Source organism: Pseudomonas sp. E1BtOHC1, assembly GCF_058744285.1.
Window position 1 is genome coordinate 5533074 of sequence record NZ_CP196023.1, and the last position, 13707, is coordinate 5546780.

Annotated in this window: 17 protein-coding genes; 13 read left to right on the forward strand and 4 right to left on the reverse strand. The window is 65.3% G+C overall.

Features of this window, described 5'->3' with window-relative positions; all coding sequences use genetic code 11:
• Positions 1-115: 115 nt before the first annotated feature.
• Genes ACSSVC_RS25050 through ACSSVC_RS25065 form a run of 4 tightly spaced genes read right to left on the reverse strand, consistent with a single transcriptional unit; the run spans position 116 to position 2728 of the window.
• Positions 116-1429 (reverse strand): sensor histidine kinase, encoded by a 1314-nt coding sequence (locus ACSSVC_RS25050; RefSeq protein WP_492611603.1) that lies wholly within the window; start codon positions 1427-1429, stop codon positions 116-118.
• The gene (locus tag ACSSVC_RS25055) at positions 1426-2094 is read right to left on the reverse strand and encodes a response regulator transcription factor (protein WP_123727854.1); all 669 of its coding nucleotides are present in this window, start codon (positions 2092-2094) and stop codon (positions 1426-1428) included. Before ACSSVC_RS25055 ends, ACSSVC_RS25050 begins: the two co-directional genes overlap by 4 nt.
• Positions 2094-2396 (reverse strand): PepSY domain-containing protein, encoded by a 303-nt coding sequence (locus ACSSVC_RS25060; protein WP_402887585.1) that lies wholly within the window; start codon positions 2394-2396, stop codon positions 2094-2096. Before ACSSVC_RS25060 ends, ACSSVC_RS25055 begins: the two co-directional genes overlap by 1 nt.
• 11 nt (positions 2397-2407) lie before the next feature.
• On the reverse strand, positions 2408-2728 hold the full coding sequence (locus ACSSVC_RS25065) for a PepSY domain-containing protein (RefSeq protein ID WP_346635168.1): 321 nt from the start codon (positions 2726-2728) through the stop codon (positions 2408-2410).
• A gap of 161 nt (positions 2729-2889) precedes the next feature.
• On the opposite strand from ACSSVC_RS25065, the gene ACSSVC_RS25070 reads away from it, so the two are divergent.
• The 13 genes from ACSSVC_RS25070 (at position 2890) to ACSSVC_RS25130 (ending at position 13691) form a co-directional block, all read left to right on the forward strand.
• The gene (locus ACSSVC_RS25070) at positions 2890-3969 is read left to right on the forward strand and encodes a patatin-like phospholipase family protein (protein ID WP_346635169.1); all 1080 of its coding nucleotides are present in this window, start codon (positions 2890-2892) and stop codon (positions 3967-3969) included.
• A 130-nt stretch (positions 3970-4099) separates the two neighbouring features.
• A complete protein-coding gene (gene queD / locus ACSSVC_RS25075; protein ID WP_011062303.1) occupies positions 4100-4456 on the forward strand; it encodes a 6-carboxytetrahydropterin synthase QueD in 357 nt (118 codons plus the stop codon).
• Between the two features lie 34 nt (positions 4457-4490).
• Positions 4491-4997 (forward strand): nucleoside 2-deoxyribosyltransferase, encoded by a 507-nt coding sequence (locus tag ACSSVC_RS25080; protein ID WP_346635170.1) that lies wholly within the window; start codon positions 4491-4493, stop codon positions 4995-4997.
• 146 nt (positions 4998-5143) lie between these two features.
• A complete protein-coding gene (locus ACSSVC_RS25085) occupies positions 5144-5998 on the forward strand; it encodes a MurR/RpiR family transcriptional regulator (protein WP_346635171.1) in 855 nt (284 codons plus the stop codon).
• Between the two features lie 32 nt (positions 5999-6030).
• Positions 6031-6588, forward strand: a complete 558-nt coding sequence (gene ddpX, locus ACSSVC_RS25090) for a D-alanyl-D-alanine dipeptidase (protein WP_123727847.1) — start codon at positions 6031-6033, stop codon at positions 6586-6588.
• Between the two features lie 151 nt (positions 6589-6739).
• A complete protein-coding gene (locus tag ACSSVC_RS25095; RefSeq protein WP_346635173.1) occupies positions 6740-8317 on the forward strand; it encodes an ABC transporter substrate-binding protein in 1578 nt (525 codons plus the stop codon).
• Between the two features lie 118 nt (positions 8318-8435).
• Positions 8436-9452: an ABC transporter permease gene (locus ACSSVC_RS25100; protein WP_346635174.1), complete on the forward strand. Its 1017-nt coding sequence runs from the start codon at positions 8436-8438 to the stop codon at positions 9450-9452.
• A gap of 1 nt (position 9453) precedes the next feature.
• Positions 9454-10353, forward strand: a complete 900-nt coding sequence (gene ddpC, locus ACSSVC_RS25105; protein ID WP_346635175.1) for a D,D-dipeptide ABC transporter permease — start codon at positions 9454-9456, stop codon at positions 10351-10353.
• Positions 10350-11345, forward strand: coding sequence for an ABC transporter ATP-binding protein (locus ACSSVC_RS25110; protein WP_346635176.1), 996 nt, complete (start codon positions 10350-10352; stop codon positions 11343-11345). Before ddpC ends, ACSSVC_RS25110 begins: the two co-directional genes overlap by 4 nt.
• Positions 11342-12313: an oligopeptide/dipeptide ABC transporter ATP-binding protein gene (locus ACSSVC_RS25115; protein ID WP_346635177.1), complete on the forward strand. Its 972-nt coding sequence runs from the start codon at positions 11342-11344 to the stop codon at positions 12311-12313. The genes ACSSVC_RS25110 and ACSSVC_RS25115 overlap by 4 nt, the downstream gene beginning before the upstream one ends.
• A 101-nt stretch (positions 12314-12414) precedes the next feature.
• Positions 12415-13038: an NUDIX hydrolase gene (locus ACSSVC_RS25120; protein WP_346635178.1), complete on the forward strand. Its 624-nt coding sequence runs from the start codon at positions 12415-12417 to the stop codon at positions 13036-13038.
• Positions 13039-13122: 84 nt separating this feature from the next.
• A complete protein-coding gene (locus ACSSVC_RS25125; protein ID WP_123727841.1) occupies positions 13123-13497 on the forward strand; it encodes a hypothetical protein in 375 nt (124 codons plus the stop codon).
• Complete coding sequence (locus tag ACSSVC_RS25130) at positions 13494-13691, forward strand: helix-turn-helix transcriptional regulator (RefSeq protein WP_346635179.1); 198 nt, start codon at positions 13494-13496, stop codon at positions 13689-13691. Before ACSSVC_RS25125 ends, ACSSVC_RS25130 begins: the two co-directional genes overlap by 4 nt.
• Positions 13692-13707 lie beyond the last annotated feature (16 nt).

Sequence of the window (13707 nt, forward strand, 5' to 3'; positions counted from 1 at the left end):
GCAACGGGCTTAAGGTGACGGTGGCCGCAAAGCCCACTGTCACAGGAAGGCGCTGACGGTGGCACGAGGACTTGCTCGCGCCGGACCGCACAGCGGCCCTCCCCGGCCCGTCGACCTAGCGCCTGGGCAGTGCGATTTCGACCCGCAAGCCACCCAGCGCGCTCTCCTCCAGGCTCAGGGTTGCGCCCCACGCTTCAACGATATCCCGCACGATGCCCAGGCCCAGGCCGTGGCCATCGGTCTGCTCATCCAGACGCGCTCCGCGACTGAACACTTCACTGCGCCGCTCCTGGGGAATCCCCGGGCCATCGTCGTCCACCGCCAGGAAGAACCCCATGGCCCGCTCCTCGACACTCAGGCGTACCTGGGCATCGGCCCATTTGCAGGCGTTGTCCAGCAGGTTGCCCAGCAGCTCCAGCAGGTCCTCGCGATCCCAGGGCAGGCGCAACCCGGGCGCCGCCTGAAAACTCAGGTCCAGATGCTCGCCGTGGATCATGTTCAAGGTGGCCAGCAATCCCGGCAGTTCGGCATCACATTCAAACAAGGCGCCGGGCAAGGCATCGCCGGCCAAGCGCGCACGATTGAGTTCGCGATTGAGCCGTTGCTGCACCTGTTCCAGTTGCTCCTGAAGCATCCGCTGCACCTCAGGATGCCCTTGCAGTTTCGCCCCGCTGGCCAAGCTCAGCAGCACCGCCAACGGCGTCTTCAACGCGTGCCCGAGGTTACCCAGGGCATTGCGTGAACGCTTGAGGCTGTCCTCGGTGTGGGCCAGCAAATGGTTGATCTGCGCCACCAGCGGCTCCAGTTCAACCGGCACCTGGGCATCCAACTGCGAGCGCTGGCCTTGCTGCAACTGGGCAATCTGCTCCCGTGCGGTCTCCAGGGGGCGCAAGGCGCGGCGCACGGTAATCCGCTGCAGCAACAGGATCAGCAGCAACCCCGCCAGCCCCAGGCCAAGGCCGACCTGACGCATGCGCTGGAAGCTCTCGCGTACGGGGGTGTAGTCTTGGGCCACGCTGATGGAGATCGATTGCCCGAGGCGCTTGTAGTCACTGCGCAATACCAGCAGTTGCTGCCCTTCCGGCCCCAGTTGCAGGTTGCTTTGCAAGCCGGCGCGCTCCAGCTGCGGCAGTTCCTGATCCCACAGGGATCGGGAACGCCAATGCACATCGGCGAAATCGATACGGAAGTAATGCCCGGAAAAAGGCCGTTGATAGGCGGGCGACAGACGACGCTCGTCCAGTTGCAAACCTTGAGGACCTCTTACCAGCGCCAGCAGCAAACTCTCGCTGTCTTCCCGAAGCCCCGCCTCCAGGTAGCGTTGCAGGCCCACTTCGAACAGCCAGAGGCTGGTCTGCGCCAGCACCAGGCCAACCACCACCATCACCGTGATCAGGCCCAGGCTCAGACGGCGCTGGATCGACCTCACGAATCACTCCCGCCGAACAGGTAGCCCTGGCCACGGCGGGTTTCGATCACACTGCGCCCCAGCTTGCGCCGCAGGTGATTGACGTGGACTTCAAGGACATTGGAATCGCGTTCGGTTTCACCGTCGTACAGGTGTTCGGCCAGGTGGCTTTTGGACAGGATCTGCTGCGGGTGCAGCATGAAGTAGCGCAACAGGCGAAATTCCGCGGCGGTCAGCAACACGTCCTGGCCATCGCGGACCACGCATTGGCGGCCTTCATCCAGATGCAGCCCGGCGGCCTGCAAGGTCTGCTGATTGGCCTGGCCGTGGGAGCGACGCAACAGCGCCTGCACCCGCAAGTGCAGCTCCTCGGGGTGAAAGGGCTTGCTCAGGTAATCATCGGCGCCGGCCTTCAGACCTTCGATACGCTCGGCCCAGGAGCCGCGGGCGGTGAGGATCAGCACCGGGGTCGCCAGGCCACCGGCACGCCATTGACGCAGCACATCGAGTCCCGGGACCCCGGGCAGGCCGAGGTCGAGAATGATCAGGTCATAGGGTTCACTGGCGCCCTGGTACAGGGCATCGCGGCCGTCGGCCAGCCAGTCCACCGCGTAGCCCTGAAGTTTCAGGCCCTCCAGCAGTTCATCCGCCAGGGATACGTGATCTTCCACCACAAGCAGGCGCATCAGTCATCTTCCTCATCTTTCAACAGGCGCCCAGTGGCGGCATCCAGATCCAGCTCGCGGACCACGCCGTCCACGGTCAACAGCTCGACCTCGTAAATGTACACATCATGTTTTTCTTCCAGTTCGGCTTCCAGCAGCCTGGCACCGGGATAGCGGTCCATGGCCTGCTGCAGCAGTTGCTCCAGAGGCAGGATCACCCCCCGCTGGCGCAGGCGCAGGGCCTCGTCCTGGTCCAGGTCGCGGGCCACGGCCAGGGAGCAGAATAGCAACAGCGCCAGGGCCGCCCGGCTGCCGGCGCGCATCGTCGAGTTCATTAAGTGTCCTGATGGTCCTTGAGCACCTGGCCGGTCACCGCGTCCAGTTCCAGGTCCCACTCCAGCCCTTGCGGATCGCGCAGTTCAACCTGGTAGATGTACTTGCCGTACTCCTCTTCCAGCTCGGTTTCACTGATGCTCGCCCCAGGATGCCGGGACAGGGCCGTGGCATTGAGTTTTTCAAAGGACACAATGGTACCAGCGTCGCGCAGCCTCAGGGCTTCGTCCGGACCCAGGTCCCGGGCATGGGCGAGGCTGGCGGCCAGGCTGGTGGTCAGAGCAATCAGGCTGGCGCCGAACAGCGCGGTCAGGGTTTTCATGGCAGGTCTCCAAGGTCAGTGGCCAAAGGCCGATGACGCCGACGATACCCAAGGCAACTTAATTGAAACTGAATGGCCATCATGGGCCTGACACAAGTTTCACTCGGCCCGCAGCGGCGGGGTTCTCTATACTCGGCGGCTGATTCAAGAGTGAGCCCGGTATGACCGCCATCCATATCAAGTTTCCCGCCCTGTCCCTCAAGGCCGGCCCCCGCGCCCTGGCCCGCATCCGTCGTCAAGGCCTGCACGCCGGCGAAGTCGGCACCTTGCCGGGCGCCGCCGGCGGGCCCAAGGCCCTGGGCATTCAGGGGCTGGACCTGGCGCTGTTCGGTGAATGGTTGCCCGCAGTCCCCCGTGAGCGTTCGTTGATCGGCGCGTCGGTGGGTTCCTGGCGCTTTGCCAGCGCCTGCCTGCCGGACGCCGCCGAAGGCATCCGCCGCCTGGGCCAGCTGTACAACGCCCAGAGTTTCGCCAAGGGCGTGACCATGGCGCAGATCAGCCAGAGCTCCCGGCGCATGCTCGACGACCTGCTCGATGGCCGCGACGCTTCGATCCTCGACAACCCCCACTACAGGCTCAACATCATGGTGGTCAAGAGCCACGGCCTGCTGGCGGACGATCACCGCGCACGCCTCGGCCTGGGCCTGTCCTCGGTGATCGCCGACAACCTGCGGGGCCGCGCGCGCCTGTCCCGGCACTTCGAGCGCCTGGTGCTGCACGACCCGCGCCTGGCGCCGCCGCTGCTGGCCCTGGAAGACTTCCCCTCGCGCTTTGTGCCCCTGGACCGCGGCAACCTGCGCCAGGCCCTGCTGGCCTCGGGCTCGATTCCCATGGTCATGCAGGGCGTGCGCGAACTGCCCGGCGCCGGGGCCGGCACCTTCCGCGACGGCGGCCTGCTGGACTACCACCTCGACCTGCCCTACAGCGGCAGCGACATCGTGCTCTACCCGCACTTCACCGACCGGGTGATTCCCGGCTGGTTCGACAAGACCCTGCCCTGGCGCCGGGCCAGCCCGGAGCGCCTGCGGGACGTCTTGCTGCTGGCGCCGTCGAAGGAGTACCTGGCGCGCCTGCCCTACGGCAAGCTGCCGGACCGCAACGACTTCAAGCGTTTCATGGGCGACGACGCCAGCCGGCAGAAATACTGGCGCAGCGCCATGGACGAAAGCCGGCGCCTGGGGGACGAGTTTCTCGAACTGGCGGCGCAGAACCGCCTGGGCGAGCGCTTGCAAAGCCTGTAAATCCAGAGCTGCGCTGCGCACTGACCCTTTAGTCAGGGTTTTTCCGCAGCCTTGGGGCCAAGCTGATAAACTCGCCGCCTGCCTCAACTCGCCCCCCGGCGATCGCCATCTGACAGAGCTGACCGACACTGTGGAAATCTTCAAAGAATTTACCTTCGAATCCGCCCATCGCCTGCCTTTCGTGCCCGAGGGCCACAAGTGCGGCCGCCTCCATGGCCACTCGTTCAAGGTGGCGATCCACCTCAGCGGCGAGGTCGACGCACACACCGGCTGGATCCGCGACTTCTCGGAAATCAAGGCCATCTTCAAGCCGCTCTACGAGCGTCTGGACCACAACTACCTGAACGACATTCCCGGCCTGGAAAACCCCACCAGCGAGGTCCTGGCCAAATGGATCTGGAACGAGCTCAAGCCCCTGCTGCCGGAGCTTTCGGCGATTCGCATCCACGAAACCTGCACCAGCGGCTGCATCTATCGCGGCGAATAAGCCGAACCATCTGCAGGTCGCAAGGAAGCTGGCCATGAGCCCACGTATCTACCTCGCCGGGTTCGATGTGTTTCGCAGCGACGCCCAGGCCCATGGCGAGTACCTCAAGCGACTGTGCAGCGTTCAGGGCCTGCACGGTCTGTTCCCCCTGGACAACCAGGCCCCGCAGAACCTCTCGCCAGACGCCACCGCGCAGTGGATCTGCCAGCAGAACCTGGCCATGATCCGCGACTGCGACGCCCTGCTGGCCAACCTCAACGACTTTCGCGGCCTGGAGCCGGATTCCGGCACCGCCTTCGAAGTGGGTGCGGCGATCGCCCTGGGCAAGCCGGTGTGGGCCTACTTCAGCGGCCCCGCGACCCTGCGCCAGCAGGTGCCCCACGATGACGCCGGGCGCGACGCCCAGGGTTTTGCGGTAGAAGACTTCAACCTGCCGCGCAACCTGATGCTGGCCTGCAGCTGGAGCGGTCGCAGCACCTGTGTGGAAGCCGCCATCAGCGACCTCGGGCGCTGGCTGAACGCTTCCCCTGCACCTCGCTGAGATAGCCAGCAACGTCACTTTCTGCCGAAAACGACCACCCCGGACAAAAGCCTTGTTTTGTCGCGAAAGCCGATGTTATGTTTCTAACACAGGCCACAAAAATGAAACCTTGATAACATTTTCCGCGAACGCCCTGCGAGATCGTCATGGACAAGAACAGTTTCCAAGTCACCCTGGAACAGCAGTTTGCAAGCCTGACGCCCACCGGCAAGCGCATCGCTACCTATCTGTTGGCCAACCTCCAGCAACTGCCCTTCGAGACCGCTGACAGCATCGCCCAGCAAGCCGGCACCACCGGCATTTCCGTGGGGCGCTTCCTGCGTTCGTTGGGCTACCGCAACCTGGATGACGTCAAGCAAGGCCTGCGCGGCGATGCCCCGGCCTCCTGGCTGATCACCGACCGGCTTGGCGCGTTTCGCAGCGAGGCCCATCAGGACGATGCCCTGGAGCGCTCGATGCATCGTGAGATCGAAGCCATCCAGCACGTCTACGGCCTGGCCCGCAGCCAGCCGTTCGCCGATATCGTGCGGCAGATCGTCGAGGCCGACGCGGTGTTCATCATCGGCATCCAGTCGACCCGGGGCATCCTCAACGCCTTCCACAGCCACCTGGAATACATCCGGCCCAAGGTCTACTACGTCGATGGCCTGTCGGGCATTTATGCCGAGACCCTGAACTCGGGCTTCGCCAAGCCCTACGCGATCATTTCCGACTTCCGCGCCTACTCCGCCATCACCCAGACCTTCTGCGAAGTAGCCAACGCCAATGCCCTGCCCCTGGCCCTGGTCACCGACCTGCAATGCCCTTGGGCCCGGGATTACCCGCTGGACCTGCTGCAACTGAAAACCGATGTCGGCCAGTTCTGGGACTCCCTGGCGCCGCTGACCTGCCTGTTCAACCTGATGGTGTCCGCCGTGGCCGAGGGCTATGGCGAACGTCTGGACCAGCGCCTGGCGAAGAACCGTCAGTTGCAGGAAGCCTTCGGCCAGTTCGAGTCCTGACCTTCAAGCGTTAACCCAGATGGAGTGAGTGAGTGAACAACAGCCCCCTTGTCGAAATCGACGCCCAGCGCCACCAACTGGAAATCGACCTGATCTACGCCAGCGCCGACAACCTGGCCGGTCAGGTGATCTACCGCAACGCCCGCTGCCTGCTGCACAAGGACGCCGCCGCCTGCCTGTACAAGGCCAGCCAGCTGGCGCGCATGGCCGGCCTGGGCCTGCGCATCTACGACGCCTATCGCCCGGCCTACGCCCAGCAGCTGCTGTGGCAGGCCCTGCCCAATCCGGACTACGTGCGCGACCCACGCCTGGGCTCGCACCACACCCGGGGCGTGGCCGTGGACCTGACCCTGGTGGATGAAACCGGCCAGCCCCTGGACATGGGCACCGCCTTCGATGCAATGGAGCCCAAGTCGCACCAGTTCTACAGCGACCTGCCGCCCCAGGTGCAGCGCAATCGCCTGCTGCTGCTGGGGATCATGCTCAGCGCCGGCTTCGAGGCGATCCCCACCGAATGGTGGCACTACGAGCTGCCCAACGCCGAGGACTTTCCCCTGATCCAGGAGCACGACCAGCCCTTCGAACACTGATCTCCCGTTCCCCAGCCGGCCACAACAACAGGCAGCCCACTGCCCCAAGCCGGTCGTTACCCGCAACACCGCTTCAGCTCCAACTGCCCGGTTATAGCTTTTATAAAAAACCTGACGAACTTCCCAACATCGAATGATCAAGGAAACCGGCATGACCCCAAATCTGCGCAATTACCCTGATGTGCGTCTGTCCACCCGTGTCGCCCTGTCGCTGCTGTGCGCCGCCCTGAGCCTGGGGGCCTGGCAGGCGGCCAGCGCCGCTGCGCCCAAGGACACCCTGATGATCGGCAAGGCCGCCGACCCGCAGACCCTCGACCCGGCCGTGACCATCGACAACAACGACTGGGCCGTGACCTACCCGGCCTACCAGAAGCTGGTGACCTACAAGGTCGAGAACGGCAAAGGCAGCACCGAAGTCCAGGGCGACCTGGCCGAGAGTTGGAGCACCTCCGCCGACAACCTGACCTGGGACTTCAAACTCAAGCCCGGCAACAAGTTCGACGACGGCAAGCCGGTGGACGCTGCGGCAGTGAAGTTTTCCTTCGAGCGCCTGATGCAGCTCAAGCAGGGCCCGTCCGGGGCCTTCCCGGATGACATGAGCGTGGCCGTGGTCGATCCGCTGACCGTGCGCTTCACCCTGAAGAAGCCCTATGCGCCCTTCCTCTACACCCTGGCCCACAACGGCGGCGGCATCATCAACCCGGACGTGGCCAACAAGGGTGAGGACGTCAATGCCTACCTGTCGACCCATACCGCCGGCTCCGGGGCCTTCCGCCTGAGCAACTGGCAGAAGGGCCAGTCGCTGACGCTGGAGCCCAACAGCTATTACGCCGGCCCCAAGCCGAGCCTGAACAAGGTGGTGATCAAGATCATCAGCGAAGCCTCGGTGCGCCGCCTGCAACTGGAACGCGGCGACCTGGACATCATCGAGGACATGCCCGAAGACCAGCTCGGCACCCTGGCCGGCAAGTCCGGGGTGGTGATCCAGACCTTCCCCTCGCTGCGGGTCAATTACCTGTACCTGAACAACCAGCGCGCGCCCCTGGACAACGTCGAGGCACGCCAGGCGCTGGTCCAGGCCATCGACTACAAGGGCATCGTCGACGGCATCCTCAAGGGCCAGGCCAAGCTGATGAACGGGCCGATCCCAGACGGCATGTGGGCCCACGACCCGAGCCTGCCGCTGATGCAGCAGAACCTCGACGGCGCCAAGGCCAGCCTGGCCAAGGTCCCGCAGAAGATCAGCAATCTGACCTACCTGTACTCGGACAAGGACGCCAACTGGGAGTCCATCGGCCTGACCCTGCAAGCGGGCCTGGCGCCCCTGGGCATCAACCTGAAGATGGAGAAACTGGCCAACGCCACCATGCGTGAACGGGTCGGCAAGGGTGACTACGACGTGGCCATCGGCTCCTGGAGCCCGGACTTCGCCGATCCCTACATGTTCATGAACTTCTGGTTCGACTCCAGCCTCCAGGGCTTGCCGGGCAACCGCTCGTTCTACAGCAACCCCGAGGTCGACAGCCTGATCCGCGAGGCGGCGGCCACCAACGACACCGCCAAGCGCATCGAGCTGTACCAGAAGGCGCAGAAGATCGTCCTCAAGGACAACGTCTACGCCTACCTGTACCAGAAGAACTACAGCCTGCCGATGCGCGATTCGGTGAAGGGCTACGTGTTCCATCCGATGCTGGAACAGGTGTTCAACATCGCCGAAATCAGCAAGTAGGACCGGCCCTGCGATCCCCGTCGCCAGCCCCTGAACCGGGCCGGCGCCGGGTTGCCGTGTCCCCGCTGCGGGGCTGCTGTCGCCCCTGCCGTTCGTCAAGCGTTAACGAGGTTGCCTCATGGCCTTCCTGAATATGTTGCGCAAACGCCTGCTCGGCCTGTTGCTGGTCGTGGTCGGGGTTTCGCTGATTACCTTCACCATCTCGCACCTGATTCCCGGCGACCCGGCGCGGCTGATCGCCGGCGACCGGGCCAGCGATGCGATCGTGCAGAACATCCGCCACCAACTGGGCCTGGACCTGCCCCTGTACCAGCAATATGGCCGCTACATGCTCGACCTGCTGCACGGCGACCTGGGCACCTCGATCCGCACCAGCCGCCCGGTGCTGGAGGACCTGCAAGCGTTCTTCCCGGCCACCCTGGAACTGGCCCTGGCGGCGCTGCTGCTGTCGGTGCTGGTGGGCGTGCCGCTGGGGGTGCTGTCGGCGGTCTATCACAACCGTTTTATTGACCAGATCGCCCGCACCCTGGCGGTCACCGGGATCTCCACCCCGGCGTTCTGGCTGGGCTTGGGACTGATCCTGCTGTTCTACGGCCACCTGGGCTGGCTGCCCGGCAGCGGCCGTCTGGACGAAGGCCTGGAGCCGCCGCCGACGATCAGCGGTTTCTACCTGATCGACTCGTTGCTGGCCGGGGATATCCCGCTGTTTCTCAATGCCCTGCAGCACCTGATCCTGCCGGCCGTGACCCTGGGCTTCGTCAACCTCGGGGTGGTGGCGCGGCAGATTCGCTCGGCCATGCTCGACCAGTTGGGCGAGGACTACATCCGCACCGCCCGGGCCTATGGCCTGTCGCGCTGGGCGGTGATCCTGCGCCACGCCCTGCCCAACGCCCTGATCCCCTCGGTGACGGTGCTCGGCCTGACCCTGGGCGACTTGCTGTACGGCGCGGTGCTGACCGAGACCGTGTTCGCCTGGCCGGGCATGGGCGCCTATGTGGTGAAGTCGATCCAGGCCCTGGATTTCCCGGCGGTGATGGGCTTCGCGATCCTGGTGTCATTCATTTATGTGCTGCTGAACATGGCGATCGACCTGTTGTACCGGGTGATCGACCCGCGCATTGGCGAGGTAAATTGAGATGTCCGCTCCCTTGAACATTCCCCTGCCGCTGCCCGTGGTCCAGGCCAACGGCTGGCGCGCGCGTCTGGCCTACCTGGGCTACCGCGTGCGGCAAAGCCCGCTGACCATCGCCGGGCTATGCATGACCCTGCTGGTGCTGCTGTGCATGGCCTTCGCCCCCTGGCTGTCGAGCCATGATCCCAATGCCCTGAACCTGGCCGAACGCCTGGCCGCCCCCAGCGCCAGCCATTGGTTCGGCACCGACGAAGTCGGCCGCGACCTGTTCAGCCGGGTGCTCCACGGCAGCCGCCAGTCGGTGGGCGTGGGCCTGTTCGTGGCCTTCGCCTCGTGCCTGGCCGGGGGCCTGTTGGGCTGCCTGTCGGGGATCATCGGCGGGCGCTTCGACAGCCTGATCATGCGCCTGATGGACATCATGCTCTCGGTGCCGTCGCTGGTGCTGATCATGGCCCTGGCCGCCGCCCTGGGCCCGAGCCTGTTCAACGCCATGCTGGCGATCACCCTGGTGCGCATTCCGTTCTACGTGCGCCTGGCCCGAGGCCAGGCCCTGAGCATCCGCCAGATGGGCTACGTCAAGGCCGCCCAGACCTACGGCGCCGGGCGCTGGCACATCGTCAGCTGGCACGTGGGGCGCAACGCCATGCCGCCATTACTGGTGCAACTGAGCCTGGACATCGGCAGCGCCATCCTCATGGCCTCGGCCCTGGGCTTCATTGGCCTGGGCGCGCAGCAGCCCACCGCCGAATGGGGGGCGATGGTGGCCACCGGGCGCAACTTCATCCTCGACAACTGGTGGTACTCGACCTTTCCCGGGCTGGCGATCCTGTTCACCGCCACCGGGTTCAACCTGCTGGGTGACGGCATCCGTGACCTGCTCGATCCACGGCAACAGGGGAAATGACCATGAGCTCATCCGCCGTTCTCAACATCGATAACCTGAGCCTGGAATTCCCCGCCTACCGCAGCAACGTACAGGCGCTCAACGGCGTGTCGCTGCACGTCAACCCGGGGGAGATCGTCGGCGTGGTCGGCGAGTCCGGCTCGGGCAAGTCGGTGACCGCCATGCTCAGCCTGCGCCTGCTGCCCGAACGCAGCTACCGCATCACCTCCGGCAGCCTCAGCCTGCTGGGCCGCGACATGCTCGCCACCCCGGAAAAACAGCTGCTGCAGATCCGCGGCCGCGACGCGGCGATGATCTTCCAGGAACCGATGACCGCCCTCAACCCGACCCGGCGCATCGGCCGGCAGATGCTCGACGTGATCATCCATCACCAGCGCCTGAGCCAGGAGCAGGCCCGGGCCAAGGCCATCGCCCTGCTGCGAGACATGCACATCGCCGACCCCGAGCAGGTGCTCCAGGCCTACCCCTTCGAGCTGTCCGGGGGCATGCGCCAGCGGGTGATGATCGCCCTGGCGTTTTCCTGCGATCCGCAGTTGCTGATTGCCGACGAGCCGACCACCGCCCTGGACGTCACGGTGCAGCGCCAGGTGCTGCTGTTGCTGCGCGAGAAGGCCCGGCAACGGGGCACCGCGATCCTCCTGATCACCCACGACATGGCGGTGGTCTCGCAGTTCTGCGACCGGGTCTATGTGATGTACACCGGCGCCGTGGTCGAGCAAGGCAGCACCGCCCAGGTCATGCTCGACCCGCAGCATCCCTACACCCGCGGCCTGCTCAGCGGCCTGCCGGAACAGGTGCCCCCCGGCGCACCGCTGCTGACCATTCCCGGGCAAGTGCCCAACCTCGCCCACCTGCCCGGCGGCTGCACCTTCCGCGAACGCTGCAGCCAGGCCATGGCGATCTGCGCCGAGCGTCCGCCGCTGCATTCGATCAACGCCTGCGAGCAGCGCAAGAGCGCCTGCTGGCTGGCTGCCCCGGAGTCCGCCCAATGACCGCCACCCACTCCCAAACCGGTAGCGCGCCGCTGCTGCGCCTCAACGATGTGCAAGTGCGTTTTCCCCTGAGCAATGATTGGCTGGGGCGGCCCCGGGCCTTTGCCCATGCCCTCAACGGCATCGACCTGGAACTGCGCCCCGGGGAAACCCTGGGCATCGTCGGCGAATCCGGCTGCGGCAAAAGCACCCTGGCGCAACTGCTCATGGGCCTGGTCAAGCCCAGCAGCGGCGACCTGCGCTGGGCCTACGCCAGCGACCGCGAGCGCCACAGCCACGTGCAGATCGTGTTCCAGGACCCGCAATCGTCCCTCGACCCACGCCTGCCGATCTGGAAGATCATCACCGAGCCGCTGTTCGCCCTGGGCAACACCCCGGCCGGGCAGATGCGCGAGATCGCCGCCAAGGTGGCGCAGCAGGTGGGTATTCGCGGCGAATACCTGGAGCGCTACCCGCACCAGTTTTCCGGTGGCCAGCGCCAGCGCATCGCCATTGCCCGGGCCCTGGCGTCGAACCCAGACATCATCGTCCTCGACGAACCGACCTCGGCCCTGGACATCTCGGTGCAGGCGCAGATCCTCAACCTGCTGGCAGACCTGCAACGCAGCCGCGGCCTGACCTTTGTGCTGATCTCCCACAACGTTTCGGTGGTGCGGCACATGGCCGACCGGGTGGCAGTGATGTACCTGGGGCAGATCGTCGAACTGGGCAGCGCCGAACAGGTGCTGGAGCGGCCGCGCCATCCCTACACCCAACTGCTGCTGGATGCGGTGCCACGCCTGGGCGCGCCCCTGGCGGACAGCCAGGTCTCGGCCCCCACCGAACTGCCGGGCAACCGCAAGCTGCCCGCCGGCTGCTTCTTCTTCGACCGCTGCAGCCGGCGCGGCCCGGGCTGCGAGCTGCCACAACAACTGCTGGGCGATGCCGACCAGCAGGTGCGTTGCCACCGGCAGGATCTCGCGGGGTAATCCAACAGCACCACGCCGCCTGGCGCGGCGTGGTGCTTGCTCCCTGCTCGCCAAGGGCTTAAAACAAGCGCCTTCTCTTTGACGTTGCAGGAACCTCTCTTATGGAAAGCAGCTGGCTGACCCACGCCAAACGCTTGCAAGCCATCGCCTCGACCGGCCTGCACTTTTGCCAGGACGTGCACGACCGCGAGCGCTACCAGGAAATCGCCGACATCGCCCACGGCATGCTGGCGCAATTGGGCAACGTGCCCCTGGAGCGCATCACCGATCTGGTCTCGGACTTCGCCCAACGCTATTCGACACCAATGGTGGAAGTGCGCGGCGCGCTGATCGAGGACGGTAAGATCCTCCTGGTGCGCGAGCAGCACGACGGCCTCTGGGCCCTGCCCGGGGGCTACGCCGATGTCGGCCTGTCGGCGGCGCAGAACATCATCAAGGAAATCCACGAAGAAGCCGGGCTGCAGGTTTCGGTGCGCCAGCTGTACGGCCTGCGGCACAAGGCCAAGGGCCCCTACAAGCCGGATCACCGGGACTTCTACAAGCTCTACTTCCTCTGCGAACGGCACGATGGCGAAAGCCCGGTGGCAGGTAGCGAAACCAGCGACGCAGCGTTCTTCGCCCCGGACCAATTGCCGCCGCTGTCCCAGGGCCGCACCGTGGAACGGGATATCCAGGAAGCCTTCGATTTCCATCAGGGACGGCGCAGCGTGACCCTGTTCGACTGAGCAGAGCACCAGATGTAAAGCACCCTTGACACAGAAAAGACTCGCGCCTAATGTAAAGGACACTTTACTTCAGGAGATCGCCCCATGGGCAGTAAACGTTATTTCGTCGAATTCGGCCTGGCCTTGCTGGCCTACATCGCCTGCGTGCTGCTGAGCAGCCACTGGCTGGCGGACCTGAACCCGGGCCCGGGCAAGATCGCCCTGGCCCTGGTGCCGGTGATCCCCATGGTGGCCATGGCCCTGGCGGTGGTGCGCCAGTTGCGGCGCATGGACGAACTGGCCCGGCGCATCCAGCTCGAAGCCCTGGGCCTGTCCTTTGTCTGCACCGCGCTGATCACCTTCAGCTACGGCTTCCTGGAAACCGCCGGCCTGCCCCGGCTCTCGATGTTCTACGTATGGCCCGTGATGGGCCTGGTCTGGGCCCTGGCCACGGTGGCCGGCGTGCGGCGCTACCGATGAACAACCAACTGCGCGAACTGCGTACCCGGCAAGGCTGGTCCCAGGCCGAACTGGCCACCCGGCTCGAGGTATCACGGCAGACGGTGAATGCCATCGAGACCGGCCGCTACGACCCCAGCCTGCCCCTGGCGTTCAAGATTGCCCGGGCCTTCCAGCTGCCCATCGAAAGCATTTTCAGTCCCGACCAGGACTGAAATCGGCCACGCGGCA

Coding starts and splice junctions, on each gene's coding strand:
- ACSSVC_RS25065 (WP_346635168.1), bottom strand. CDS start 2,728: ATGAAAACCCTGACCGCGCTGTTCGGCGCCAGCCTGATTGCTCTGACC.
- ACSSVC_RS25055 (WP_123727854.1), bottom strand. CDS start 2,094: ATGCGCCTGCTTGTGGTGGAAGATCACGTATCCCTGGCGGATGAACTG.
- ACSSVC_RS25085 (WP_346635171.1), top strand. CDS start 5,144: ATGGACAAGAACAGTTTCCAAGTCACCCTGGAACAGCAGTTTGCAAGC.
- ACSSVC_RS25120 (WP_346635178.1), top strand. CDS start 12,415: ATGGAAAGCAGCTGGCTGACCCACGCCAAACGCTTGCAAGCCATCGCC.
- ACSSVC_RS25130 (WP_346635179.1), top strand. CDS start 13,494: ATGAACAACCAACTGCGCGAACTGCGTACCCGGCAAGGCTGGTCCCAG.
- ACSSVC_RS25080 (WP_346635170.1), top strand. CDS start 4,491: ATGAGCCCACGTATCTACCTCGCCGGGTTCGATGTGTTTCGCAGCGAC.
- ACSSVC_RS25070 (WP_346635169.1), top strand. CDS start 2,890: ATGACCGCCATCCATATCAAGTTTCCCGCCCTGTCCCTCAAGGCCGGC.
- ACSSVC_RS25125 (WP_123727841.1), top strand. CDS start 13,123: ATGGGCAGTAAACGTTATTTCGTCGAATTCGGCCTGGCCTTGCTGGCC.
- ACSSVC_RS25060 (WP_402887585.1), bottom strand. CDS start 2,396: ATGCGCGCCGGCAGCCGGGCGGCCCTGGCGCTGTTGCTATTCTGCTCC.
- ddpC (WP_346635175.1), top strand. CDS start 9,454: ATGTCCGCTCCCTTGAACATTCCCCTGCCGCTGCCCGTGGTCCAGGCC.
- ACSSVC_RS25095 (WP_346635173.1), top strand. CDS start 6,740: ATGACCCCAAATCTGCGCAATTACCCTGATGTGCGTCTGTCCACCCGT.
- ACSSVC_RS25110 (WP_346635176.1), top strand. CDS start 10,350: ATGACCATGAGCTCATCCGCCGTTCTCAACATCGATAACCTGAGCCTG.
- ACSSVC_RS25115 (WP_346635177.1), top strand. CDS start 11,342: ATGACCGCCACCCACTCCCAAACCGGTAGCGCGCCGCTGCTGCGCCTC.
- ACSSVC_RS25100 (WP_346635174.1), top strand. CDS start 8,436: ATGGCCTTCCTGAATATGTTGCGCAAACGCCTGCTCGGCCTGTTGCTG.